This window comes from Brevibacillus centrosporus (assembly GCF_003710815.1).
GTDB classification, from domain to species: domain Bacteria; phylum Bacillota; class Bacilli; order Brevibacillales; family Brevibacillaceae; genus Brevibacillus; species Brevibacillus centrosporus.
In genome coordinates this window covers 69,079-92,997 of record NZ_RHHP01000015.1, presented here as the reverse complement: position 1 = coordinate 92,997, position 23,919 = coordinate 69,079, and the positions used below count along the sequence as shown (strand labels likewise).

Annotated in this window: 18 protein-coding genes and 2 pseudogenes; 1 reads left to right on the top strand and 19 read right to left on the bottom strand. The window is 51.7% G+C overall.

Annotation, left to right across the window (positions count from 1 at the left end; all coding sequences use genetic code 11):
• The first annotated feature begins 151 nt into the window (after nt 1-151).
• Nucleotides 152-1,060 carry a DMT family transporter gene (locus EDM55_RS14475; protein ID WP_122960601.1) on the top strand — a complete coding sequence of 303 codons (909 nt, stop codon included), beginning with the start codon at nt 152-154 and terminating at the stop codon, nt 1,058-1,060.
• A gap of 25 nt (nt 1,061-1,085) precedes the next feature.
• Here the strand turns inward: EDM55_RS14475 and EDM55_RS14470 are convergent, their stop codons facing one another.
• The 19 genes and pseudogenes from EDM55_RS14470 to EDM55_RS14380 all read right to left on the bottom strand — a co-directional run bounded on the left by EDM55_RS14470 (nt 1,086) and on the right by EDM55_RS14380 (nt 23,772).
• A complete protein-coding gene (locus tag EDM55_RS14470) occupies nt 1,086-2,417 on the bottom strand; it encodes an LLM class flavin-dependent oxidoreductase (RefSeq protein ID WP_122960600.1) in 1,332 nt (443 codons plus the stop codon).
• A 29-nt stretch (nt 2,418-2,446) separates the two neighbouring features.
• On the bottom strand, nt 2,447-3,088 hold the full coding sequence (locus EDM55_RS14465; protein ID WP_092268540.1) for an RraA family protein: 642 nt from the start codon (nt 3,086-3,088) through the stop codon (nt 2,447-2,449).
• Nucleotides 3,089-3,116: 28 nt separating this feature from the next.
• On the bottom strand, nt 3,117-5,030 hold the full coding sequence (locus EDM55_RS14460; protein WP_122960599.1) for an IucA/IucC family protein: 1,914 nt from the start codon (nt 5,028-5,030) through the stop codon (nt 3,117-3,119).
• Nucleotides 5,027-6,847, bottom strand: coding sequence for an IucA/IucC family protein (locus EDM55_RS14455; RefSeq protein ID WP_122960598.1), 1,821 nt, complete (start codon nt 6,845-6,847; stop codon nt 5,027-5,029). The genes EDM55_RS14460 and EDM55_RS14455 overlap by 4 nt, the downstream gene beginning before the upstream one ends.
• A 101-nt stretch (nt 6,848-6,948) precedes the next feature.
• The gene (locus EDM55_RS14450; protein WP_246070921.1) at nt 6,949-7,785 is read right to left on the bottom strand and encodes an MFS transporter; all 837 of its coding nucleotides are present in this window, start codon (nt 7,783-7,785) and stop codon (nt 6,949-6,951) included.
• 69 nt (nt 7,786-7,854) lie between these two features.
• A complete protein-coding gene (locus EDM55_RS14445) occupies nt 7,855-9,573 on the bottom strand; it encodes an IucA/IucC family protein (RefSeq protein ID WP_122960597.1) in 1,719 nt (572 codons plus the stop codon).
• A 34-nt stretch (nt 9,574-9,607) separates the two neighbouring features.
• Nucleotides 9,608-10,978: pseudogene (locus EDM55_RS14440) on the bottom strand (aspartate aminotransferase family protein).
• Nucleotides 10,979-11,102: 124 nt separating this feature from the next.
• A complete protein-coding gene (locus tag EDM55_RS14435; RefSeq protein WP_122960596.1) occupies nt 11,103-11,537 on the bottom strand; it encodes a response regulator transcription factor in 435 nt (144 codons plus the stop codon).
• A gap of 266 nt (nt 11,538-11,803) precedes the next feature.
• Nucleotides 11,804-13,177, bottom strand: a complete 1,374-nt coding sequence (locus tag EDM55_RS14430; protein ID WP_092268522.1) for a peptide MFS transporter — start codon at nt 13,175-13,177, stop codon at nt 11,804-11,806.
• Nucleotides 13,178-13,328: 151 nt separating this feature from the next.
• Nucleotides 13,329-14,414: a glycoside hydrolase family 15 protein gene (locus EDM55_RS14425; protein ID WP_092268519.1), complete on the bottom strand. Its 1,086-nt coding sequence runs from the start codon at nt 14,412-14,414 to the stop codon at nt 13,329-13,331.
• Nucleotides 14,415-14,591: 177 nt separating this feature from the next.
• Nucleotides 14,592-15,434, bottom strand: a complete 843-nt coding sequence (locus EDM55_RS14420; RefSeq protein WP_373863301.1) for an inositol monophosphatase family protein — start codon at nt 15,432-15,434, stop codon at nt 14,592-14,594.
• 201 nt (nt 15,435-15,635) lie between these two features.
• On the bottom strand, nt 15,636-15,848 hold the full coding sequence (locus tag EDM55_RS14415) for a CstA-like transporter-associated (seleno)protein (protein WP_092268510.1): 213 nt from the start codon (nt 15,846-15,848) through the stop codon (nt 15,636-15,638).
• The gene (locus tag EDM55_RS14410; RefSeq protein ID WP_122960595.1) at nt 15,845-17,932 is read right to left on the bottom strand and encodes a carbon starvation CstA family protein; all 2,088 of its coding nucleotides are present in this window, start codon (nt 17,930-17,932) and stop codon (nt 15,845-15,847) included. The genes EDM55_RS14415 and EDM55_RS14410 overlap by 4 nt, the downstream gene beginning before the upstream one ends.
• A gap of 369 nt (nt 17,933-18,301) precedes the next feature.
• On the bottom strand, nt 18,302-18,754 hold the full coding sequence (locus EDM55_RS14405) for a DUF4956 domain-containing protein (protein WP_246070919.1): 453 nt from the start codon (nt 18,752-18,754) through the stop codon (nt 18,302-18,304).
• A 20-nt stretch (nt 18,755-18,774) separates the two neighbouring features.
• On the bottom strand, nt 18,775-19,401 hold the full coding sequence (locus EDM55_RS14400; protein ID WP_122960594.1) for a polyphosphate polymerase domain-containing protein: 627 nt from the start codon (nt 19,399-19,401) through the stop codon (nt 18,775-18,777).
• A gap of 12 nt (nt 19,402-19,413) precedes the next feature.
• Nucleotides 19,414-21,132 carry a CotH kinase family protein gene (locus tag EDM55_RS14395; RefSeq protein WP_246070918.1) on the bottom strand — a complete coding sequence of 573 codons (1,719 nt, stop codon included), beginning with the start codon at nt 21,130-21,132 and terminating at the stop codon, nt 19,414-19,416.
• Nucleotides 21,133-21,134: 2 nt separating this feature from the next.
• Nucleotides 21,135-21,764: an exopolysaccharide Pel transporter PelG gene (pelG, locus tag EDM55_RS14390; RefSeq protein ID WP_429795234.1), complete on the bottom strand. Its 630-nt coding sequence runs from the start codon at nt 21,762-21,764 to the stop codon at nt 21,135-21,137.
• Nucleotides 21,765-22,512: 748 nt separating this feature from the next.
• A pseudogene (locus EDM55_RS31000) lies at nt 22,513-23,340 on the bottom strand (NAD-dependent epimerase/dehydratase family protein); the annotation flags it as partial.
• A gap of 15 nt (nt 23,341-23,355) precedes the next feature.
• Complete coding sequence (locus EDM55_RS14380; RefSeq protein ID WP_122960698.1) at nt 23,356-23,772, bottom strand: response regulator; 417 nt, start codon at nt 23,770-23,772, stop codon at nt 23,356-23,358.
• Between the last annotated feature and the right edge of the window lie 147 nt (nt 23,773-23,919).

The following is a 23,919-nucleotide window of genomic DNA, read 5'->3' as shown; positions in this document are numbered from 1 at the left end:
CGTTTACCTTTCACGGGCAAAGTGGTTGGGTTTTGTTTGACGCAACTGGTTGAAGCTATTTTATCAGTTCGAATTTAAGATGAAAACAGCTGCTCACTTCCGTTTCTTTCTCTTTGATTGAATTTTCTTGCAGAGAGGACCAGTCGATCCCATGAAACAATCTCAGCTCGGCCTAGTTCTGGCGCAGTGTTTTAGCATCCTGATATGGGCCTCTGCCTTTCCCGGAATTCGCATGGGTCTAGTCGCTTACTCACCTGATCAGCTATCGCTGCTGCGCTTTCTCATCGGGTCTGCCCTATTGCTGCTGTTAGCCCTTCTCTTTCGGATTCCCCTGCCTGATCGCAGGGACATTCCCGCCTTGCTGCTGTTTGGCGGACTGGGCTTTACCGTCTACCATGTTGCGCTGAATTACGGAGAACAGACCATCAGCGCCGGGGTAGCCAGCCTTTTCGTTTCTACGACGCCCCTGTTTGCTTCGATGCTCGCCCTGCTGTTTTATCGCGAGCGATTCGGATGGAGAGGCTGGGTGGGCTCTTTCCTAGGGTTTCTCGGTGTCATGATCAGCTCGATCGGTACGGGAGAGCCGTTTCAGTGGAACAGCGGGATCTTCCTCATTTTGCTGGCTTCCTTTTCGGAGAGCATCTACTTTACTTTCCAGAAGGCCTATATCGAGAAATACGGCTTCCTCGCTTTTACCGCCTACACCATCTGGGGTGGCACATTTTTCATGCTCTATGCATTGCCAGGATTGGGTACAGCGATGGCCCAAGCGCCTGCCGAAGTGACACTCAGTGCCCTGTACCTGGGCATCTTCCCGACTGTACTGGCTTATCTCGCTCTCGCCTACGTCATTTCAAGGATCGGCACCTCCGAAGCGACGAGCTCTCTCTACTTGACGCCTGCTCTCGCTTTTGCCATCGCGTGGGTCTGGCTTGGCGAAGTCCCGACCTGGCTGTCGCTCGCAGGGGGGATCGTTACCTTGGGCGGGGTATTATTCGCGACACTAAGGCCGGAGCATACACCCGCTCTCACAGAAAAAAGAAGGAAGCTCGGCACGTAGCAGCCTGGCTTCCTTCCTTTTATGCTTAGACCTTTTGATGGAGGCTTTCCACATCAACGCCCAGATGCTCCCGTAGTGTGCGGCCCTCGTACTCCGTGCGATAAATGCCCCGGTTTTGCAATTCGGGTATGACTTTCGCAACGAAATCATCCAAACCGACAGGCAGCAAAGGCGGCATCAGATTGAAGCCATCTGCGGCCCCGCTGCGGAACCATTTTTCCAGCACGTCTGCTATTTGTACAGGGGTGCCCGCAAAGGTAAAATGCCCCCTGCCTCCTGCTGTACGGATAATGAGCTCGCGGATCGTCAGGTTCTCCCGCCGCGCCAAATCTACGTACAGCTGAAAGCGCGCCTGCTGTCCCTTGATTTCATGAACGGATGGCAGTTCGTCCAAAGGAACAGGTCCATCCAGCGGGTATTTGGACATATCCTTTTGCAGCGTGTCGGACAGGCATTGGATTCCATAAGCCGATACGCTCAGCTCGTTCAGCTCCCGTTCCTTGTCCCTCGCCTCTGCCTCCGTATCACCGACATACGGAATAAAGCCTGGCAAAATCTTTATTTGCTCTGCGCTGCGACCGTATTTTCTCGCCCGATTCTTCACATCCGCGTAAAAGGCAATCGCGTCCTCCAGTGTGTGCTGCACGGTGAACACGACTTCTGCCAGCTCTGCCGCAAATTCCTTCCCGTCATCGGAGGAGCCAGCCTGCACCAATACCGGGTACGTTTGCGGCGAGCGAGGAATATTGAGCGCGCCGCGAACGGAAAAATGCTCCCCCTTAAAATCCGCCGCTTGAATTTTTCCGAGGTCTGCGTAAATTCCCGACTCTTTATCAATCACGAGTGAATCCTCTTGCCAGCTGTCCCACAGACGTTTGACCACTTCCACAAATTCTCTGCCTCTGTCATAGCGTGCTTGATGATCCATATGCTCCTCGCGACTGAAGTTTCTCGCCGTTGCATCCCCGGTGGAAGTGACAATGTTCCAGCCTGCCCGTCCCCCGCTGATGTGGTCCAAGGACGCAAACTTTCTCGCGATATGGTATGGCTCATTGTAGGTCGTCGATGCAGTAGCTGTTAGTCCGATCCGCTTGGTTACCGCTGCAATCGCGGACAACAGCGTAAAAGCTTCCATCTGCGGGATCACGCGATGCTGGATCGATTTCGGCAATCGGTATTTTTCGGCGAGGAAGATCGAATCCATTTTTCCTCGCTCCGCTGTTTGTGCGAGCTTTTGATAATATTCAATGCTGGTCGCCATATGCGGAGAGGCATCCGGATGACGCCAGGATGCTTCGTGATGCCCGGTACTCATGATAAACAAGTTGAGATGAAGCTGTCGTTTTGTTTGGATCATGGAAATCACCTCGCTCTTTTCTTCACGATCTATACGCTCTTCCCTTTGAGAGCCCCCTCGAGAAGTTGATCGTAGCCGTACTCTTGCCGTTTCTTTGCCTCCCTGCGCTGCTTTTCCAATGCGCGAAGTCCGATCTCTGTCGCATGCTTCGGGCTAATCACGAAAACGCCGTCGTCATCGCCCACGATCAGATCGCCAGGCAGGACGCTAACACCGCAAACACTGATAGGCGTATTGACTTCTCCCTCCAGCTGCAGCGACCGGGTATTGAGCGCACTGATGCCTTTGGAGTATACGGGAAACCCGAGACTCGTGATTACTCGCACATCGGCCACGCAGCCTGCGACAATGACACCCGCCAGCTTTTTGGCCATGGCTGCATAGGTGCGAAATTCCCCCCAGCACGCGCGTTGGTCATCACCTGACATATCAATCACCAAAACGTCTCCGGGCTCTGCCAGATCGAGTGCATGACGAATCGCCGTAGCGTCCATATGAGGGATTCGAACGGTCACTGCATTTCCTAAGAGGGAAATCGGGCGAAACTGCGGCCTGAGGCCATTCAGGAAACCGAAATCCGTCATATGACCAATCGTCGAAGGACTGATTTCGCAATATAGCTCCAAAAGCTCTGGTGTTACCCCCTGTACTCTCGGCTCGATGCGAAACATACAGTTCCTCCCTTCTATCCAGACTTATTTAGGAAGTCAAAACGCGAGACATGGCATGAAACGGATTCTGCGCTTCTCCTTTTGAATAGGGCATGCTGCTAGGTACCTTGGCATGCTGCTTGACCAGTGGGCGTATGACTTCTTTCCAGGGCCACTCCGCCTTTTCCAGCAGGCACGCTCGCAGGACCACTGTCACTTCATCCGGCAGATCCGCTCGCTTCATCGCCTGCTCGATGCTCTCCAGCAGTACCCTCCACAGCTTTTCTTCTTCCACGCCGTAATACTTGGATACAGCATCGATCATGCCGTAGCTGTTCACGTGAATCCCGAGCATTTGGAAAAAGGACAGCAGGTTTTCCGGTGTTTGATGGTAGAGAGACTCCGGTACGCCGGGGCGCAAGGTATACCTTGGATCCTCCAGGCCGTTCGCGCAAAGCCAAGGCACATGGACCCGCAGCGAGTCATGATCGCGAAGCAAAAGCCCCGTGATTTCACCTTTCCTCCAGACGAGGACAACGTTTTGCCCATGGATTTCAGGCATCATCCCGAGCTGGAACAGCCGGAAGCTAATCTCTAAAAACGGCAGGAAGACCTCTTTGCACAGCTGAAGAATCGCTGCCTCGCTTTGCTCCTGGCCGAGGATGGACAACCACTCGTCGAATAGATGACCCGCTCCGCCACGCTCAAAGACAGCCAGAACAGACATGGGTACAAGACGAACCTCTTCATCCGCAAGCAAGTCAGCCGGGTATTGTCTGACCATGGCAGACAAATGCCGCGGGTAGTCGGCAAACAAGTCACGGCTTTCTGGCAAATAGGCCCACCACTGTGTTTCATCGCACAAGAACAGGCGATTCCTCAATTCCGTGTCTCGTTCTACACCCTGCCGGAGCAGCCTCTCTGCGCACTGGCCGTTCATCAGCTTGACTGCTGAAAGGTAGCGGAGTCCCCCAAGAGAACGAATGCCAATGGGCAGCTTCACGTGATGGGTTCCTTTACCGACCGGAAGTAAAGAACGAACAGAGGAGGTAGCTGAATAGGTGCCAACTTGAGACTGTAAGGGCACGCATTTCCCTTGCGCAAGCTCCACATGCAGCAGATTCGGCAAGATTTCCGCCATCTGCCAGGGATGGACGGGTATCGGCACATATTCGTCTGTGGACAGTCCACGCTCGCTCATTTCCGTCTCGAGCAGATGACGCTCCTCGTCCGAGAGCAATCCCGTCATGGGCGATGGACCGTTCGGCTGACCCGATACCAAGCGCTCACGCTTTACCGCCATCCAGTTCAGCTGGATTGCCTGACCATGCTCAATCGTATAGCGGCGGCACTCTTCACTGCCCCATCCCAGCTTTGCTTTGGAAACTGGATGAAAGGGACGATCCCGAAAAGCCGCCTTTCTCTCTGCTTCCAGGAATGCTGCCTTTGCGGGAAGAGCCAGCACCTTTTTTGGCTGTGCGTTTTCCAGCGCCCAGGATGTTTGCAGCAATGTTTCGCCTAGCATCCGCTTAAATTGCTCGGCACTATCGGGATGGATCGTGATGGGATCATGGGCGTACAGATTTTGCAGATGCCGCATGAGCTCCACTGGCCCCAGCTTTGTCACAGTTACCTGGTCTTTGATCTGCCGGGCTTCATACATGCCAGCAGATGCTAGAATGCGATAGGATTGAACGATGGCAGGCTGCACAGGAAAGACGACCGTACCTTTCTGCTCCGAACCCAAGCTCCAGCGGTAAACATGCACTTGCTCGTGAGCAAAATCGAATTGGCTATGTATCGCCTGCATCACGGCATCGCTTCGAACGATCGCTTCCCATTCGACTCGGGATAAAAGCTCGACATTGTGGTGTTCTTCGAAGAAACGTTCCGCGAGCAGTGCATTGACCAAATCCTCCATGACGAGTTGTTCTACCTCATACCCTACCTCTTTCATCCTCATGCTTCGCCTCCTCGCAGGGATCGATAATAATAGAGAGGATTCGGCACTGGCTTTGGTTCGACTTCTTTGTCTTTCCACATGCGGCGTCGCGCCAGCTGTTCAATCAGAATGGTTGGCGAAAACAAATCGTACCATTTGAAATTTTGCTGATGCTCTGGATAGTCTTCTTGGTAGGAGTAGATAACCTCGGCTACCATTCCCCAAAACTTCTGTTCCGAAAGTGCGTAATGCTCGTGCAAAAAGATACCCAGCTCGCTTAGGCACACAAAGAAAAAGGCACTGTGCAAAAAGTCTTTCACGGCAGCCAAATCGTCCGTTTGCATGTAAGAGTGACGGTTGAGAGCGCGATGGTGAGCTGGCTCCCGGTTCAGGTCCGGGCATAGATCTGGCCTGGGCAAATGCGCTTTGGAGAAACGCACCCCGTCGTGAAAATCTTTCAGAGCCACTCGAGACGGCCACCCGTTTTTATGGATCAACACGATATTTTGGGCGTGGGATTCCAAGGCCAGTCCGTGTGCATACAGCATATGAATCAGAGGCGTGACGGTCACTTCAAGCAGCTGACGTGTCCAGGCTTCCAGGCCATACTGGCGCACCCATTTGTCAATCACAGGCTTTTCTTGGTAGATGAGACTCAGCGCGTGAAACGGAAACGCTTGCTCATCCTCCTTTAAGAAGCGGTGGACGCTTTGCCTCCAGACAACACCGAGACTCCCGTACGCTTGCAGCTGGACAGCAGCGGGAAGCTTCTCGTAATCGTAAGAGACCCCCGCAAACTCACCTAAAAATGGAAAGTCCAGCTTTCTCGCTACTTCATCTTGTGCCGTCAGCGAAAGCAGCCAGTTGGTCACGAGCGGTGCGTTCATGACCGTATGCTTCGCCAGCATCCTTCTCGTAGAGGTATTCGTGATGTTCAGCGCCAGCTTCATGTAGGATTTCTCTACGTGCACAGCGTTCGCCCAGCTGCGGATCGATTGCTGAGCACGGTAGTAGTCTTTTCCGAAGCCGAGCTCAACGATTTTTTGTTCAGCCAGCTGACTATGAAACGTCGGGAGAATGATATTTTCCCACTGCCACGGATGAACGGGCATGATCCAGTAATCTTTGACATCCAGCCCTTTTTCTTGCATGCGAGCGACATAATCCTGATAGATTTGATGCCCCAGCTCTTCCTCGATGAAGGCAGGATAGTCGATGTCCTCTTTTACCGCTAGGAGGCTTTCCGATTTGGCAACGGCCAACCAAACCGGCTGCAGATTGGCTTGAAATTCAGGTCCGTACTGCTCATTTTCCTTCAAGTGAAAGCCGATCCGCGATTTATAGCAGGGATGGTAGGGATGTCCGTCCAAAAGACTTTCCCAATCATCATAGGCAGCTGGCATTTGGTCTTCATTCGTTTCAGACCTGTGGATTTGCGCCTGCAGATCTTTGAGCAAAGTCTGCTCCAGCTCTTCAAGCAGGATCGCCAAGCGCTCGTCGCTTTGGACTTGACCGAGCACCTCCTGCACAAACAGAGGCAACGCCACCTTTGCTTGCTCCCCTCTCGCGTCTATGCGCCGCACGCTTCCCCGCTCGATACGGACACGTTCAAAAGTGAAGTACTGCTTGCAAGAAAACACATAGGCTACCGACTCTCCTGATTTGGCCGTACCTGGCAGCACATACTTCCCCTCCGCAGAGCGGTTTGCAAAGAGCTCTTTTCGCGGCAGGACGATTTCCTCGTAGATAACGGCCTCCATCAGCTGGCACAAAACACGTTCTTCTACTTTTGTATATAAATCAGAATGGTCGGTTCGCATCTTGGCAAATGTATACATCGTTCCACCTCATTTTGCTATTTGCTGATCACGCAAAAGCGAAGCCTCTTCCTGCTCGCGATGAATTTGCGGATAGACAGCCACTTTCATCCAGACAAGGTTCAGCATTTGTCCCCGAGCTTCCCCAACTGCGGGGCAGCGATCATATTGGCGATTCCCATCGCAGCTGTGGCCATTCCCGCGAACAAGACCACGTTGTCCTGACTAGGGGCCAAAAGCTGCACGTACAAGGGAATAAGAGGCAGCGTACCGATCATCGCCGTTCTGACGATGGCAGCCGATAGGATCAGGGAAGCAATCGGTTTCCTCGCAACGATCTGTTTGAAATCGTCTACAAAGCCGGTCTTTTCCGGTTTCTCGCCCTTCTTTTCAAAATTCTCGGTAACCCAGAAAATGACGATCAGTGTGGCTGCCAAAATGCAGCAGCCGGTGGCGAAAAAAACGGCACGAAAGCCGAACTGGTCAGCGAGTAAGCCGCCTAGCAGCGGTCCGCAAATGGTTCCTGCCACCGATCCGGAGTGCAGGATGCCTAGTGCATAGCCACTCTTTTCTTTCGGCGTGCTCGTTGCCGTCAATGCGATGGCGGCGGGACTGAATCCAGACAAGACACCATTTAGCAGACGCAAAAGCAGCAGATGAATCGGACCGCTGGCCACTCCCATCAGCGAGATGGTAATGGCCATGCCCAGTCCGGAACGTATCAGCATGAGTTTCCGACCGTGTTGATCTGCGACCTTGCCCCAGATCGGAGCAAATAGAAAAGCCGTCAGCAGGTTGGCTCCATAAATGAGACTTGACCACAGCAAGACCTCATCGTGATCCGTCAGCCCCATCTCCTGTAAATAAAGGGGGAGAAACGGTGTGACACAGCTCATCGAAGCCATCGCCAGAAATTGACCCACGTACAAGATGTATAGATTTCGTCTCCACTTTTCCACGCGAACGACACATTCCTTTCTTCCTGCTTTCGTCACGATTGGAACAAGTCGGATGTGGCAGCGCGGAAATTATTCCTTCATCGGATTCGGGATGTCGACAAACAAAGGTGTCTCTCCCCTTATTAGAAAACAACTGCGCAAATTTGCTTTCGCAGGCAAAGAATCACTTTGGAGCAGGTCGTTTATATAGGCAAGCAGCCGTTTGTCAGCCGTCGCCTTTTCCTGCTGCAGGAGCTTTTGGACGATGCGCCAGTAATGCTCCTCGCCTACCTGCCGAAAAGCTGCAATCGTGTGGATGAGTGAGCCCAGGTGATTGACGATGAAATAGTATTTGGTCCTCATCCACGCCTGAGCTTCTTCGTAGAGGACAGGACTGTCTGCGTCTACGAGAGTGCCAATCCAGCCCGACTGTGCCGCTAATTGGCGGTCGATACTGACCCCTTCCAGATCCCGCACATAGTAGCAGTCCGGCCATCCGTTTTTGAGGGAGACTAGGGAGTTTTGCAAATGGGCCTCAAAGCTGATCCCTCTGCGTGCTAAAAGCCGCATCAAAGGAAGCAGCGATATGTGCAGGTAGCGCTCCAGCCAAAGGTCCAGGTTTGGCAGCGGCTCCTTGCCACTTTGTCTGATGGCCTGGATCAATTTGGGCTCTGTCTCACCCGGAAAGCTTTCTAAGAGGGACGCTACCACATACGTGGAGTCGTTCTCCAAGACAATCGGTCGATGAATCACCGTAAAATACGGCGAAGCATCCTCGGACGAATTGATTCGGATATGGCTGAAGCCTGTCTCCGACAAGATTTGGAAAGAATCCGATTGGATATCGTCTTGCAAGTGATGAATCACTTTTGCCGCATCCATCGTCCTTCTGGCTTGCTCCCAAGAGTTTTCCCGTACCAAATTGGTAATCCGGACATGCAGAGGCAGCTTGTATCCGTATCCTCCTGCCGGGTTCCAGACCGTTCGTACCGATGAAGTCGGATAGAACACGGGACCAAGCAAGCCCAGGCTTATGATTTCGCCCCGTTGGAGCCGCGCCTGAACCTGTGGCAGCTGAAACACAAAGACGGCTTGCCAAGGATGCATGGGCACGATCTTGTATGTGCCTGCCCCGTCGGCCACTTGTTGTTTGGCGTGTACTTCCACCTCGTCAGGAAGCTTCGGGCCGTGACCTTCGAGCCATTCTTCGTAAACCAGCTCATCGTGAATCGCGAAGTAATGCAGCTGAAAAGCAGCGCCCATTTCTGGACTGTACATCGCCAGCTCCTCATCCTGAAATCCTTCCGTGCTTTTGGGATACGGATGAAACGGGTGTCCGTAATAGAGCGATTGCTCCGATTTGATGCAGTCTAATTTTCCCTTCACTAGGGATTGTCGGTGGCTCTGGTAATAATCGAGATGCATGCTCATCTTGCGGTAGCTGTTTTCGATGTGCGCCATCAGCTGACTCACGTAGGCGCTGCGAGGGCCAGATGTTTCTTTTGCACCCAGCTCATCCAGCAAAAGTCTCGCCAACGAGGACATCTCCAGTTGCCGATGCGCTCCGTCCGGCATGATCTCGTGGAAGACAGGCCCATAGGCATGCTGCCCGATGGCAGAGGAATACAGCAGCTCTCCCGTTATGGATTTCCCGATAGACGGGAGCTTTAGGATAAATACGTCTCGCTCTGTCTCCAAGGGGGCTTTCGTTTCCCGCAAATAACTGTTCAACACGGCACGAATCGTCGCTTGCTCTGCCAGCTCTGCACTGCTTTTGGAAACAGATACATTCGTTTTTTGTCCTAGCATTCTTCCTCGGTCCCTCCTCTCTCCTGAGACTCCATCACAAAATCTTGGCCGTGTGGTAAGCTTCCCATGCCACGTGAACCGCTTCACTGAAAATACGGGCAATATCGTCCACTTGTTCTTCGGTTACGATGAGCGGAGGCAAGAAACGCATCACGGCGGAATGTCTGCCGCCAACCTCCAAAATCAGTCCGCGCTTGAGGCATTCTTGCTGAATACGGCTAGCCAGCTTTGGATGAGCGGGATAATGCCCCAACGAATCCTGTTGCTCATCCGCATTCACCACTTCCACACCGATCATCAGTCCGCGTCCACGCACGTCTCCGATAAACGCGACGTTCCTTTTCAGCTCTAGCAAGTGATTGGATAAACGATCGCCAAGCTGAGCCACCTTTTCCGGAAGGTTATTTTCCTTGATGTATGTCAAGGTAGCCAGACCCGCCGCCATCGCTAATTGATTCCCGCGGAACGTACCAATGTGTGCGCCTGGCTTCCAGACATCGTACTTTTTATGGTAAATCACGACCGAGAGTGGCAAGCTGCCGCCGATGGCCTTGGAGAGCACGAGCACGTCTGGAATAATGCCCGCATGCTCAAAGGCGAACATCTTGCCGGTTCTGCCGATTCCGGTCTGCACTTCATCGATAATAAGCGGAATATTCCGTTCTTTTGTAATCCGGCGAATCTCCTTGAGCTATTCAATCGGGGCAGGGATGGAGCCCCCTTCTCCCTGAACGACCTCGAGGATCATTCCGCACGGGGACACAATGCCGCTTTCCGGATCACGGAGCAAATTCTCTATGTACTTACTGCTGATTCGGTGCGTCTCCTCGCCGCCAACCCCAAACGGGCAACGGTAGGCATAGGGATACGGCAAGTGATGCACGTCCGGGATCAAGGCGTTGATCTTCTCTTTTTGACCGAGTGTGCCGCTCAAGCTCATCGTCGCGTGCGTCGAACCGTGATAGCCACCCTGGAAAGCCAGGATGCTTCGATTGCCTGTCGCTGTCTTTACCAATTTGATCGCAGCTTCGATGGCATCGCCCCCTGTCGGCCCGCAAAATTGGATGCGCGCATCTTTGGCGAACGCTTCGGGCAGACTCGCGAAAACCTCGTCCACAAACTGCTCCTTCAAGGGAGTCGTCAAGTCCAAGGTGTGCAGGGGACGCTTATGCTCCAGCATCTGCCTGATCGCATCCACGACCACTGGATGATTGTGACCTAGCGCCAGCGTTCCTGCTCCCGCCAAGCAATCGTAATAGACTTTGCCATCCATATCTTTTACATGGATGCCTTCCGCCTCCAGAATCGCGATGGGAAGTCTCCTAGGATACGATCTCGCATTGGATTCCCTTGCCGCCTGGCTCTCCAGATAACGCTCATTGTTGGAATTCCCCACTCGAACCACTCCTTAGAAGCTTGTTTTTGAAATTCGACATTTGATATCGATAATCAATATCAATAAATTTATATCTGTTCTTAGAATATCAACAAGCCTCTAGGGAGTAAATTCTCCAACTGGATAATGTGCGTTATTCGATTTGAGTATGCTCCTTCCCCTCCGTTTTTCCCCGCTGAAGCATTTGCTCCAGGGCGTAAGTAAAATCGGCCCCAGATGCTTCGATGTTTAACGTTTTCTTCACGTTTTGAATGTGCTTTTTCACGGTATTTACGCTGACGTATAGTTCTTCTGCAATCCGTTTAATGGAGTAATGCTGGCAAAGCATTCTGGCGATTTGCCGCTGTCTGTCACTCAGGCTCCCCCACTCCTGTCCATCCGCTTCGTCCAAGTCTTCCTGCCCGGATTCGGCTTGAGATCCGTACTCCATGGTTACTTTGACACCCTCTTGAAATTCCAAACTCATGATATGACTGACAACGAATTGGTGCAGCTCCGCCAGCTTGGCTCGCTCCTGTTCATCCTTAAGATTCGAATCAATCGTCAATCGCACTTTCGTTATCGACATGCTGCCTATCACCTCATGGATTATGGAATTAATTGATAATAATTATCAATATCAGGTATATTTTCCACTGCATATCCGAAAAAATCAAGCGAAATTTCTCCTAAAAAAAGGAAGTGTCGCACATTGCAAATAGACCAATCTCCCACCTGCTTTTGGCGAAAGATCGGTCTGTTTTTTATCTTGCTGCGATTTCGCCCCCTTCTCAAAGAGGGTCAAAAGAATCGCTTTTTCCGTTCGAAAACACAACGAAAGACCCACCGATTGTTCTATTCCATCATCCGTACCAGCTTGCGCGACAAAAGCAGCAGGATCAGTCCCATCACAATGGCCATCAGCCCGATCAGCCCAAATACCTCGAAGTAGCCAAGGGATTGCGTGATTGCAGCCAAATATCCTCCCAATACGTTTGCCACGCCTGTACTCGCCAGCCACACGCCCATGAGCAAGGAAGCCAGCTTGGCCGGAGCGAGCTTGCTCACCATCGACAGTCCGACAGGTGACAGGAACAACTCGCCGAGCGTATGCAGCAAATACGTCACGATGATAAACAGGATGTTCGACTGCACCACCGCGTTGTTCGCATCACTGCCTGTCTGCAGCACGGCCATAATCAATACCATGTATCCCAAGCCGAGCATGATCATACCCAGTGACATCTTGACGGGAATACTGAGGTCCCCTTTTTTTGTCGCAGCGAGCTTGATCCAAAATGCGGACAGCACTGGAGCAAGCAGGACGATAAACAACGGATTGAGCGATTGGAACCATGATGTTGGGACTTCCCAGCCAAAGATGTGCTTGTCCACAAATTTGTCTGCGTACAGAGTCAGCGAGCTGCCTGCCTGCTCGAACCCTGCCCAAAAGAAAATGACGAAGCATGTGATGATGACGATCACCGCCGTGCGCTGCTTTTCTTTCGGGGTCAAGGGCTCTCGGGAGACATCAACTCCACTCTCCCTTGCTGCAGCTCCTACTGTATTTTTTCCGATGTCACCCAGATACCGGTTTCCCAAGCCGTTGTAGATCACCTGTCCGACGATCATACCGATCGCAGCAGCTAGAAAACCGAAGCGGAAGCCGAAATGATCTATCCCATCTATAGTCGTTTTAAACAGATCCTCTGCCAGAAAACCACAGACTAACGGAGCAAAAAAACCGCCGATGTTGATTCCCATGTAAAAGATGGTAAAGGCCGCATCTTTTCTGCCTTCATCGTTTGGATACAGCTCTCCGACAAGGGTCGAGATATTAGGCTTGAAAAATCCGTTGCCGATGATGAGCAAAGCCAGTCCCATATAAAGTCCAGCCGTATTCGTCAAGGCAAATAAACAGAAATTTCCCAGAGCCATCAGCACACCGCCAATGGTGATGGCACGTCGCCTGCCAATATACTTGTCCGACAAGTAACCACCCAGCAGCGGAGTAAAATAGACGGCTCCCGTAAAAAAGCCGTAAATGCTCATCGCGGTGCTCTTTTCAAACCCAAGCCCACCACTGATCAATGCTGTCGTCAAATACAGCGTCAAAAGGGCACGCATGCCGTAATAGCTGAAGCGCTCCCACATCTCTGTAAAAAACAACAGGTACAGTCCTGGAGGATGCCGGACTTTGTCGTGCTGTGCTTGTTGAGATGCTGCCAATTGTCATCGCTCCCAGCTAGAAAAAGGATTGAATTCTTCCCGAACATCATCCTTTACTATTTGTTTTGTTGGTCTTTTTCATCCTCGTTTCCCTTGCAGCCGTTCACAACGCCGTAAAGGAAAAAGCACCTCGCTGTTACGCAAGGCGCCCTTATCCAAAGTGTTGAAGCTCCGCAGCCAGCACGAGGTACATCGCATGGGACCATACCAGAGGAGCAGCGGGTTTTCCTTCTTTCTCTACCCAGCTCTCATACGCTTCTGGCGAGACAAGATGGTCCTGTACTTGTTCGGGCAATCCGGATGGCTGCCATTTCGATTCCATCCAGTGCAAGAGGTCCGCCGCAGCCTCTTTCTGCCCCGTGCGTACGTAAAACCACCCAAGCCAGGCAGTCAACAGCGGCCACTGCCCACCCCCATAGTACGTATCTGTCGTGTAGCGATGGACTCCCCCAGCTGTGACAAGCTCTCGCTTCACGGCTTCCACCGTTTCGACCATAAGGGGATCATCCACTTCCGCCAATCCAAAAGGGACCGCTATCCATAACAAACTGGCGTCAACAGCTGGATTTCCCACGGATTTCGCAAATCTTCCATCCGTTGTTCCATATTCCCGAACAAACTGGCGAATGCTCTGTCCCAATCGGGAAAGCTCCTCGGCACGATCAGGCACGTACTCCGCAATCGCTGCTGCGCCACCGTAGATCGCCGCCATCGTAGCCGGGTGCTGGCGGTCTCCCCATTCTTCCCAGCAGTCGTAGTTGGGCAGCCTCCAGCAGGCTTGCAGATAATCCAATGTCAAATCGATGGAAGGACGCAGCTGCTCGATCAGGGCCGTCTCGCCACTGAACCGCACATGCTGCGCTAGCCCCCACAGCCATGTGCCGTAGCCATCGAGCTGGAAGCTGCCCCACTCCCCAATCACTTCTGCTCCATCTACGGTGTAGCGTGTATGCAAAAAGCGCTCGTTTCCTCCGCCAGTGACCCCAGCCTGCACGGCAGCGATTGCAGCACGAGCTTTCTGTTCGTATTGTCGAATCACTCGATCACACCACTGATAAAACCGGCGCGCGCTCTCATGCTGCCCGGCACGGTTCATGGCATACGCTGTAAATGTCCCGTCTCGCAGCCATGCGTATCGATACGGTCGGAAGGCAGGGGAGGCGATATAGGCTCCGCTCTCCGCCTGATGCTCTGTGATGATGCGGATGCTTTGCTCGATGAATTCAGCAGTTGTCATGCTCTTTTCCCTCCTGTGAGACGAGCCTCGTTCAAACCATGGATCTCACATGCAAAAGAAACCGCTTCCCTTAGCATATGCATCCCGTACCCTCACGTGTGTAATCCTCCATTTCGTAAGGAAAAGAAAGACCTGCTGGAGTCAATCGTCAGCAGGTCTTTCTGATTCCGAGATCACTTACGACCCCTTCTCTGTATTGTCCGACAAATTCAGGTAGTGCTGCAGTTCTTCATAGAAAGCTGGGTTGCACGCCATGACACTACTTTTCTCGTCAAACGGCAGCGGGTTGCCGACCATCGATGTCACCTTGCCTCCCGCTTCCTCCACGATAATCCGTGCAGCGCCGAAATCCCAAGCGTTCAGAGACATGCTCACATAGCCATCCAATCTTCCCGCAGCTACGTAGGACATCTCCAAGGCGGCACTGCCCAGAAGGCGCATCCCCCGCACTTTACCTGCCAGCTTTTTCACGATCTGATCAATGCCTATCTGCTCGGCCCGCTTGTTCCAAAAAACGCTCGTGCACAGCAGCGCTTCCTCGAGCGTAACGACCTTTTCCAGATGCAAAGGACGATCGTTGAGGTAGGCTCCTTCGCCTTTTACGGCGTAAAAGAGCTCATCACGGGAAGGATCGTATACCGCTCCGACCAACCCCTCCCCTTTGTAATAGACCGCGATCGACACGGAGAAATTGATTTGTTGATGCACAAAATTGGTCGTCCCATCGATTGGATCAATGACCCAAAGTGTATCAAACTGCTTGTAATCCCCTGTAAATGTACTTTCTTCGCCCAATATTCCGTGATCGGGAAACCGTTCGAGAATCATGTTGATTACATGCTTTTCCACTTCTTTATCAACAGCCGTGACAAGATCGGAGGCAGACGTTTTGTATTCGACTTGAAACGGCTCTTTCATTCGCTTGAGACTCAGCTCACCCGCAGATCGGGCGCAGCGCAGAGCCAGCTCCTTAAGCTCCGTAAGTGATGGTTCTTGCACACATATCGCCACCCAAAACATGACTTTTTGTTTAGTGTACCATACTTTACCTGCGGTTACACCACACCTGCACGGAGCTTGTGCACCTGACTAGAAAACTTGGCTTCGCCAAGCTTTTCGGCGAAGCCTTAGTTGCACTTGTACTGGATAGGAGTCTTACAAATTCCTATCTGTAAAGCGAAAAGAGGCACGGACGGCTCCGGCCTCTTTCTCTTCGTGTCGTTAGCAGCAGCGTGTCACGCCGCCTTTTTCATACCGCTCCGTCAAAGCGTACATGTAGTATTCTCGCTCCGTCATCGGGAAAATACCTGGTGCGGCATGCGTCGCGTACCAGTGCTGCACGTAACGGTCATAGTCCGGCATTCCGAAAATCGTCTTGATGGCAGAGCTCACACGGCGTAATGACTTTCGGAGCGCTCTGAGCCGCCTTCTCATGCTACGTGTCCTTTTCCGTCAATGATGTTTCCTTTGGACTTGATATAGGGGGACTCATACAGCGGATATTGCTTGCCGCGCAAAATGTTGATCCACAGACGCGCGCCGTCCAAAATGATGCCGATGGTGATGACCATGAAGATCGCGCATACCGCAGCATCGATCTGGTCGTTCAAAATCATCTTCTGTGCGGCTTCGATCGTTTTTACCCCTTTTGGCAATGCTCCGGCATCCAGCGCCTTTTGGAAAGCTTCCGCATGAGCGAGGAAGCCGATTTTGGCATCCGGATGGAACAGCTTTTGCCAGCCAGCCGTCAGCGTCGCAGCACTGAGCCAAGCCATCGGTACCAGAGTGACCCACGAGTAGGCCGCTTTGCCCATTTTAAAGATAATCGTCGTTCCTACAGTAAACGCGATGGCAGCGAGCATTTGGTTCGCAATCCCAAAGAGCGGCCACAAGGTGTAGATACCACCGAGCGGATCCATAACCCCTTGCAAGAGGAAGTAACCCCAACCGATGGAGATGAGTCCGGAGCCGATCAGATTGCCCGGCAGCCAGTTGGTTTCTTTCATTTTCGGAATGACGTTGCCGAGCATATCCTGCACCATGAAACGGCCGACACGCGTACCGGCGTCGATAGTCGTCAGAATAAACACGGCTTCAAACAGGATCGCAAAATGATACCAGAATGCCATGAATGCTTTTCCACCGAGAATTCCGGAGAAGATCGTCGCCATCCCGATCGCCAGCGACGGAGCGCCCCCTGTTCGGGAAAGAACGGTTTTTTCCTGAATATCGCCCGCGAGAGTCGTTAGCTGATCAGGGGTAACGGTATAGCCCCAGCTAGAAATCGTTGTGGCTGCAGCCGCAGCATCTGCCCCGATCACGGCAGCTGGCGAGTTGATCGCAAAGTAAACGCCTGGCGTGAGTACGCATGCTGCGATCATCGCCATAATCGCGACACCGGACTCCATCAGCATGCCGCCGTACCCAATCAGTGGAGCATGCGATTCTTTCGTAATCATTTTCGGTGTCGTACCCGAGGACACGAGGGCGTGGAAGCCGGATACCGCACCGCAGGCAATCGTAATAAACAGGAACGGGAACAGGTTACCGGCAAAAACAGGGCCAGTACCGTCAATAAACTTGGTCAAGGCTGGCATGTGCAGAGGCGGCAGTGTCATGATAATGCCAATCGCCAGTACCCCGATCGTCCCTACCTTCAAGAAGGAGCTCAAGTAATCGCGTGGTGCCAAGAGGAGCCACACCGGCAGTACAGAAGCAACGAAGCCGTATACGATGATCATCCAAGCCAGCTGTACTTTGGTAAAGGTGAAAGCTGGACCCCAGGTAGGAGAAGCCGCCACTGCCTGACCCAGCCATAGGGACAGGAACAGCAGGGCGAGCCCGATAATCGAGCCTTCCATCACGCGGCCCGGACGGATGTAGCGCATGTACAAGCCCATCAGAATGGCAATCGGCAGGGTCATAAAGATCGTAAAGGTCGCCCACGGAGACTCCGTGAGAGCGTTTACAACAACCATTGCCAAAACAGCAATCAAAATGATCATAATCGCAATAATTCCGACCAATGCGAGTGCTCCGCCAATCGGACCGATCTCTTCTTTGGCGATCTGGCCCAGCGTTTTCCCGTTGCGCCGCATCGACCCGAACAGGATTACGAAGTCTTGCACTGCGCCCCCGATCACGACGCCGACGATGATCCAGAGCGTTCCTGGCAAATACCCCATCTGGGCTGCCAGCGTCGGACCTACGAGTGGACCCGCACCGGCAATCGCAGCGAAGTGATGCCCGAACAAAATCCACTTGTTCGTGGGTACGAAGTCTTTGCCGTCGTTGTTCACTTCGGCAGGTGTCGCCCGGCTGTCATCCAGACCCATGATTTTCTTGGCAATAAAACGGCTGTAAAAACGATAAGCAACGGCATAAGTGCAAAAAGCAGCTGTCAGCAGCCAGAACGAGTTGACAGATTCTCCGCGAGTCAGTGCAATGATTCCAAAACCGACAGCACCAAGCGCAGCGATCCCGCCCCAAATCAGGAGCGAGAGAAGCCATTTTCTCATCTGAGTCTCCTCCTTTTTTCCTTTTGAAACATTCAGGCAAATTCGCCTTCCTAGAACGTATCACAAGGAAAACATCCTCCATATGCAAATTGGCTGAGTCGTACAAAATGGAACACGAAACGCACCATAGGCGCACGAATGAAAGCGGATACATTCCTCGTGTCAGGGGTTTCGCACTTGTTCAGAAATTGTCCAGTTGTCTGGAGTATCATAAATCCTTGCTTGAAATAGACGGCACTGGCGAACCGCTTACATTCAGACCACACTGGGGGCATTCATGAAATCGCATCTGCTTTACACCCTGGCCATACTTTTGCTGCTCACTTCTCTCCCTGTCCTCTGCCTGGCAACCGAGAAAACGGAAATGATCTACACACCAAAGCCGATCGACGATGTCCTGTCCAATCCGTACACTGCCACTACAAGCGATCCGATGATGGATACGGGAAACGCACCCGCCCCTGTCGCGATACCAACTGCAATCGACCAAAACATAAAGACGATGTCCAAAGGATCCTTGATCGCGGTCCGAAAACGCACGATGGAGAGTGCACCTACCATCCCCAGAGACAGGACTATATTGGTGCTGATGGTCATGATGATCAGGTAGGTCAGCATCGCCATCACGACGAGTGTGATATTGAAAGAATGGCTGTACACCACACCACGAAAGGATTGTTTATAGATGTAATAGATGAAGAGTCCGATCAGCCCGGATAGGATGAGCCCGATGACCGTATCCCATACCGAGATGCTGGCGAATTGCTCCATCTTCAGCACACTTTTTTTGATGATGTCCTGAAAATTGATTGTATGGTCCATGAAACGGATTTCCCCTCACGCTAAAGTTTGTAGTACGCTTTGCTCTCCTCTCTGCAAATGAGATATTTGGAGATAGCAGATCGCTGGCTGCTGAAATACCGGAGCAAAGAACGAATGTTTGTCGGCAGGAAGTTGTCAAACTTTACTTTCATGATCATTTTTGGCTCGTGAATGACGTTTACCGTTTTCATGTTTGGATCAAAGATGTCGAGCGTATTCACGTTGGTCATCAATTGCTTGTCAAAAGTCACACGTACATTGCCGATCTCCATCAAATAGGCTTCCCGGATGTAATCAGTGACGACTCTCGGCTGAAACAGATGATTTTTGCTGTCGAGATAAAAGTCATGCAGCAGACTCTCCTTTCGCGCCAGCAGAAAGTCCGTCTCCCCCGCCATGATGCTCTCGTATTCCGCCCTGCTAAGAGACGCCGCTTCCTTGCAAATGTAGCCATCATACTTGCTCTTGCGCTCCAGCTTGATCACGTCATCCGAGTGATTGTAGATGCGTATCTGATAGCCTTCCGAATCGGTTGAGTTTGGATCGAGCTGTGTGATCAAGCGCAGTCTGCTTTTCAGGGCCAGATAATCGTAAAAACGGATGTAATACTTCCACTCATTTCTCAGCTTCTTGTTGCCAAACTGCATGTGAGTCCCTCCTTACTTCACAACAAACTCCTTCACGCCGTGGTAACGAATATTATCCACTTCGATGCGGTCAAAGGATGTCTGCTCATGCCCTTTGCTGTCCTTTACACTGACGCGCCAGAAGTACCGGCCTTTTGCCATTTTCGGAAGCTCGTAGCTCGTACCCGTCACACCTTTTGCCTCCACGTACTTCTTGGTAAACCCGGGATCGTAGCTGATGGCAAAATCATAGGTCAAATCGTCACCCTGCAGATCGTAGGAATGATCCCAGGTAAAGGTAATCTGCCCCTTCTCCTCTTTCGGCTCGTCCATGTAAAACGGCATGGGGATTTCCTGACCCTCGTAATACCTCACTTTGTTGCGTGCGGGCTGTCCCGCGATGATGTTGTATTCATAGTCAAACTTGTCCACTTCCTGTGGCAGATGGTACAAGTCGGGCTTTTTTTTCACGTATTGGCTTGCGATCGGGTAATAGCTTTTCAGGAGAGCCTCGGTTTTCTCTGTCGTGATAAACTTACTGAGCTCCTCGATCTTTTCATTGAGCGCTTTTACATTCTCAGGGTCTTTGAACACACGACTGTGCAAGTCAGACACCCAGTAGTTGGAGATCCCAAACTCCCACTTCCCGAGGGTGACCTGCGGCATGCGCTTCGCCTCTTCTTCAAAGAAGCCCCACGACAGATCGTAATCCCAAGGCAGGAAGTACCATTTTTCCGAGTCCGATGAGCTGTACAACAAAAAATTGTGCGCGGCCGTATCTGCATTCCCCATCAAAATATTTGCGGCAAGCCACGTGAAGTAGTTTTCGCGGTCGAAATGGTTGTCCAGTACTTCCTTGATCGGGATCGAGTGGTTTTTCAGATCGTCCAGCATGGCGATCAGCTTCTCGTGATTTTCGCTCCCTTTGACCTCCAGAAGGCTTTCAAATGCGGCTTTGTCATAGGTCGGATCGTTGACCAGCTTGATTTTGTCCGCATCGCGGTGAAATTCAAAATTGATCGCCTTGTACAGATTGCCGTTCCGATCCAGTCCATGGGCTTGCAAAAAGGTCTTGTTTGGCTGTTCGATCTGCGTAAAGAGCCCGTAGTCTACGAATTGCGTGTCTGGATTCGGGCCTGTCATGTCTTTGATCATGAGGTGCACGAATTGCGTCCGCAGACTGGAGATGTTTGGCATCTGCTCAAAGTAATCGAAGCTGAGCTTTTGCCGGACCCGGGTGACGTCTGGCCGGTGCTTGTTCAGGTTGAGGTTTCTCTGCTCCCTCCAATAGCCAGCCGTGTCCAGCAAGCGGATTTTGTAGGACTTTTGCTGGGAGCTGCGGCTGGATTCCCCGCGCACCTCGATCGTTCCGTTCGTTCTCGACTCGCCGTAGCCGAAATAGCCGGATGTAGGACCTTTCTCGTCACCTTCCTGAAAGATGATTTTCGCCGTAAGATCATTCCCTTTGGTATCTGTGCCATCTAGCGAGCGGTTCAGCTCGGAAAATGTCGTTGTCGGAAGCTCTGCGTTCTCTTCTTTCACCACGGTGACATAGAGATGCACGACACTTGCATCCTCATCCTGTGCATAGACGTCTTTCTTTTCATGCAAGCCTTCTTGTGGAGCCTGTACCTGTTCTACGGGGGCCGCGGACGGCTGGCTTCCCTCCGCCAGATTCGGCGTGTCTTTGGCGCAGCCAGCCAAAGCTGCCAAGGCCGCCACGAGCATCCATCTGCATGCGCTAGTCGTCACTCTTATCTCTCCTCCCTCGCAATTAGCGGCTGTGAACAGTAGGTGTAGTAGTCAATGTTTTTCAAGTAGTAGAGGAGACGCCCCAAGGCTGCTGCTACCGCCAAAAACGAAGACAGAAAAAAGGAAAATCCGTAGTTCTCAAGCGGAAGCATAGCCAGCGTGATGACCGCCGTACTAGTTACGAACAACGCCGTCACCAGAGCTGCCCCTCTCCGGTCATCAAAATAAAGCAGTAACAGCATCAGAACAAACATCACGGCGTACAAAAAGCCAGCGACGACCAAGATGTTGAAACGCTCGATCTGCTCCGTCGAAAAGCCGATGTGCGGCAATAGCGTGATGCCCAGCGCCAGCGAGACAAAGGTAAAAAACAGCTGGATTTCCATCATGAAGCCGAGCTCCTGCATCAAGGTCTGGATCATATCCTTTTTGGCGCGTTTGATGTCTTGCACAGATCCCGTACCCAGAATCGTCCCGTAGTATTGACGGTACTTCTCGTAAAACGCGGTCTCCACAGACACGACGAACATGACCATCGTCGGCAAAAAGCTCAGCGACGCATAGAACGCAGGCACGTCGTAGGACGAAGCGATCCAGTACGTATCCGCGATATTTTCCTGCAGCGGGCTCATCAGCTAGTAAATAAAGTTGTGAATATAAAAGCCGAGCGAGCAAAACAGCCCAGTTGCCAGCAGGCTTGGGTACTTTTTGACATACTGCAGGAAAGCGAAGTATTTGTTTGCCTTTTGGCGAAAATAGCTTTCCAGATGAAGAAAGGACAGAGCGATCATCACGAAAAAGCCGATATTCATAGATTTGCTGCTGCAGCTCGTCCTTTACTTGGAGGTTGTCATTGTACATTTCCTTTAAAAAGTCGTACTTCTCTTCCACGGCTTGCTTCTCAAATTGAGTAGATACAACTTCCTTGCTCCTTTTGTCCATCGAGTATCCCACGGCAATCCCAATGATAAAGTAGATCGCGATATGGAACAGAACACTGGCATCGTACAGCAGGGGGACAATTTCCCGTCCGTTGTGCAGACTCTCGCCAATAAACAGACCGCAGGAGAGAATGACAGAGAGAATAGACTGCTTGGTGCCATAAATCGCGCTAATCAGCACAATATAGATCAGCTTCAGGTCAAACATGCCGCTCTGCGTCGTATAAACGGATAATGCCAGTACAACCAGGAAGGCTAGCAGGTTTTCTACATAGGGCCGAATGTCTGCAACGAAGGAAGGCCGGGCTGTATCCGGTTCTGCTGTCCTTGCCCTTTTTTCGTTTTCCCGCTGCAGCCCACCAGCGGCAAACCAGCGGGAAGTTTTCGCCAGGCCCTCTCGCAAGGAATACATCGGTACCCAATCCAATCTTCGTTTTACCCGTGTATTTTCCAGTACGGATACATCAATGTCTCCCTTTCTTTTGGGAGAGTGATTGATTCCTTTGAGCGCTTTTTCTTCCCCCAGCAGCCCGATCAGCTCGTTAATGCTGCTTTGCTTGTTTGTTGACAGATTCAGAACCCCGCTATAATCCGTTGTCCCTGCCCGATAGATCGCATCCGCTACGTCCTCGACGTAGATGAAATCTCTCGTTTGGCTTCCGTCTCCATGCAGATCGATCTCCTGGTCCGTATGCAGGCGTTCCAGAAAGGTAGAGATCACCCCTCCCTCCCCGATTGAGCCCTGCCTTGGGCCATACACATTGGCAAATCGAAAGCAGAGCGTGTCTAGACCGTAAAATTCCTTCCACTTGTGGCAGTATTGCTCGCCAATCAGCTTGTTCATCCCGTAAATGGAAATCGGATCGCACTCGTCCGCCTCTGACAAAGGCATATGCTCGTTTCGTCCGTAAACCGCTGCTGATGAGGCAAAGATGAACTTCTCCACGCGATGCTTGCTCGACAAACGAAGCATATTGACAAGCCCTAGAATGTTGGAGGTTGAATCTAGCAGAGGGTCTTCCATGGATGTCTGGACATTGATTTGTGCCGCCAGGTGAACAACGACATCAAATTTGTTACTGCGAAAGACTTCCTCGCATTTTTTATCCTCTACGGAAAAAAGAAAGGATTTGTGCTTAAAATCTACGTTGTTCCGATCCCCTGACGAGAGGTTGTCGAGGATGTACACCTGATAGCCTTCTTTGTAAAACCTTTCGGCAACAAACGAGCCGATGAATCCATAACCGCCTGTAACCAATACTTTCATACTCACACCCCAACTCTATTTGAAAGCTGAACGAATCTCGCCTGTTTGGTGATCTGCCGTCACCCATGAAGCTTCTCCCAATACTTTTCGTATGGACAGCTCGACTCGCTCTTTTTGCAATGGCTTGGCTATGAAGTCTTTTGCTCCTGCACGAATCGCCTGGATGACGGTATCGCGATAGACGAGAGCCGAGCATATGATGATGTTGGCATTGCGATCCAATTCAATGATTTTCCGTGAGGCCCTAAGCCCGTCCATCCCCGGCATGGAGATGTCCAGCAAGACAATGTCTGGACGATACAGACGGTAGTTTCGGACTGCCTCTTCCCCAGAATCCGCTTCCGCAATGACTTCAAATCCTAACGACTCGAACATGTTCCGCAGCATAAGCCGCGCGAAAGCAGCGACGTCGACAATCATAATGCTGTTCATTCCCACATAACGTTCTCCCATCCTACCTAGTAAAGGCAATCACCCATCTACCCTTTTTCCCTTTCATCAATCGGCATCATTCTACAAGAGGCGCCTCAACAATTTCTGAACAATTTAGACTAGGACATTTGGTTTACGGGAATGCCG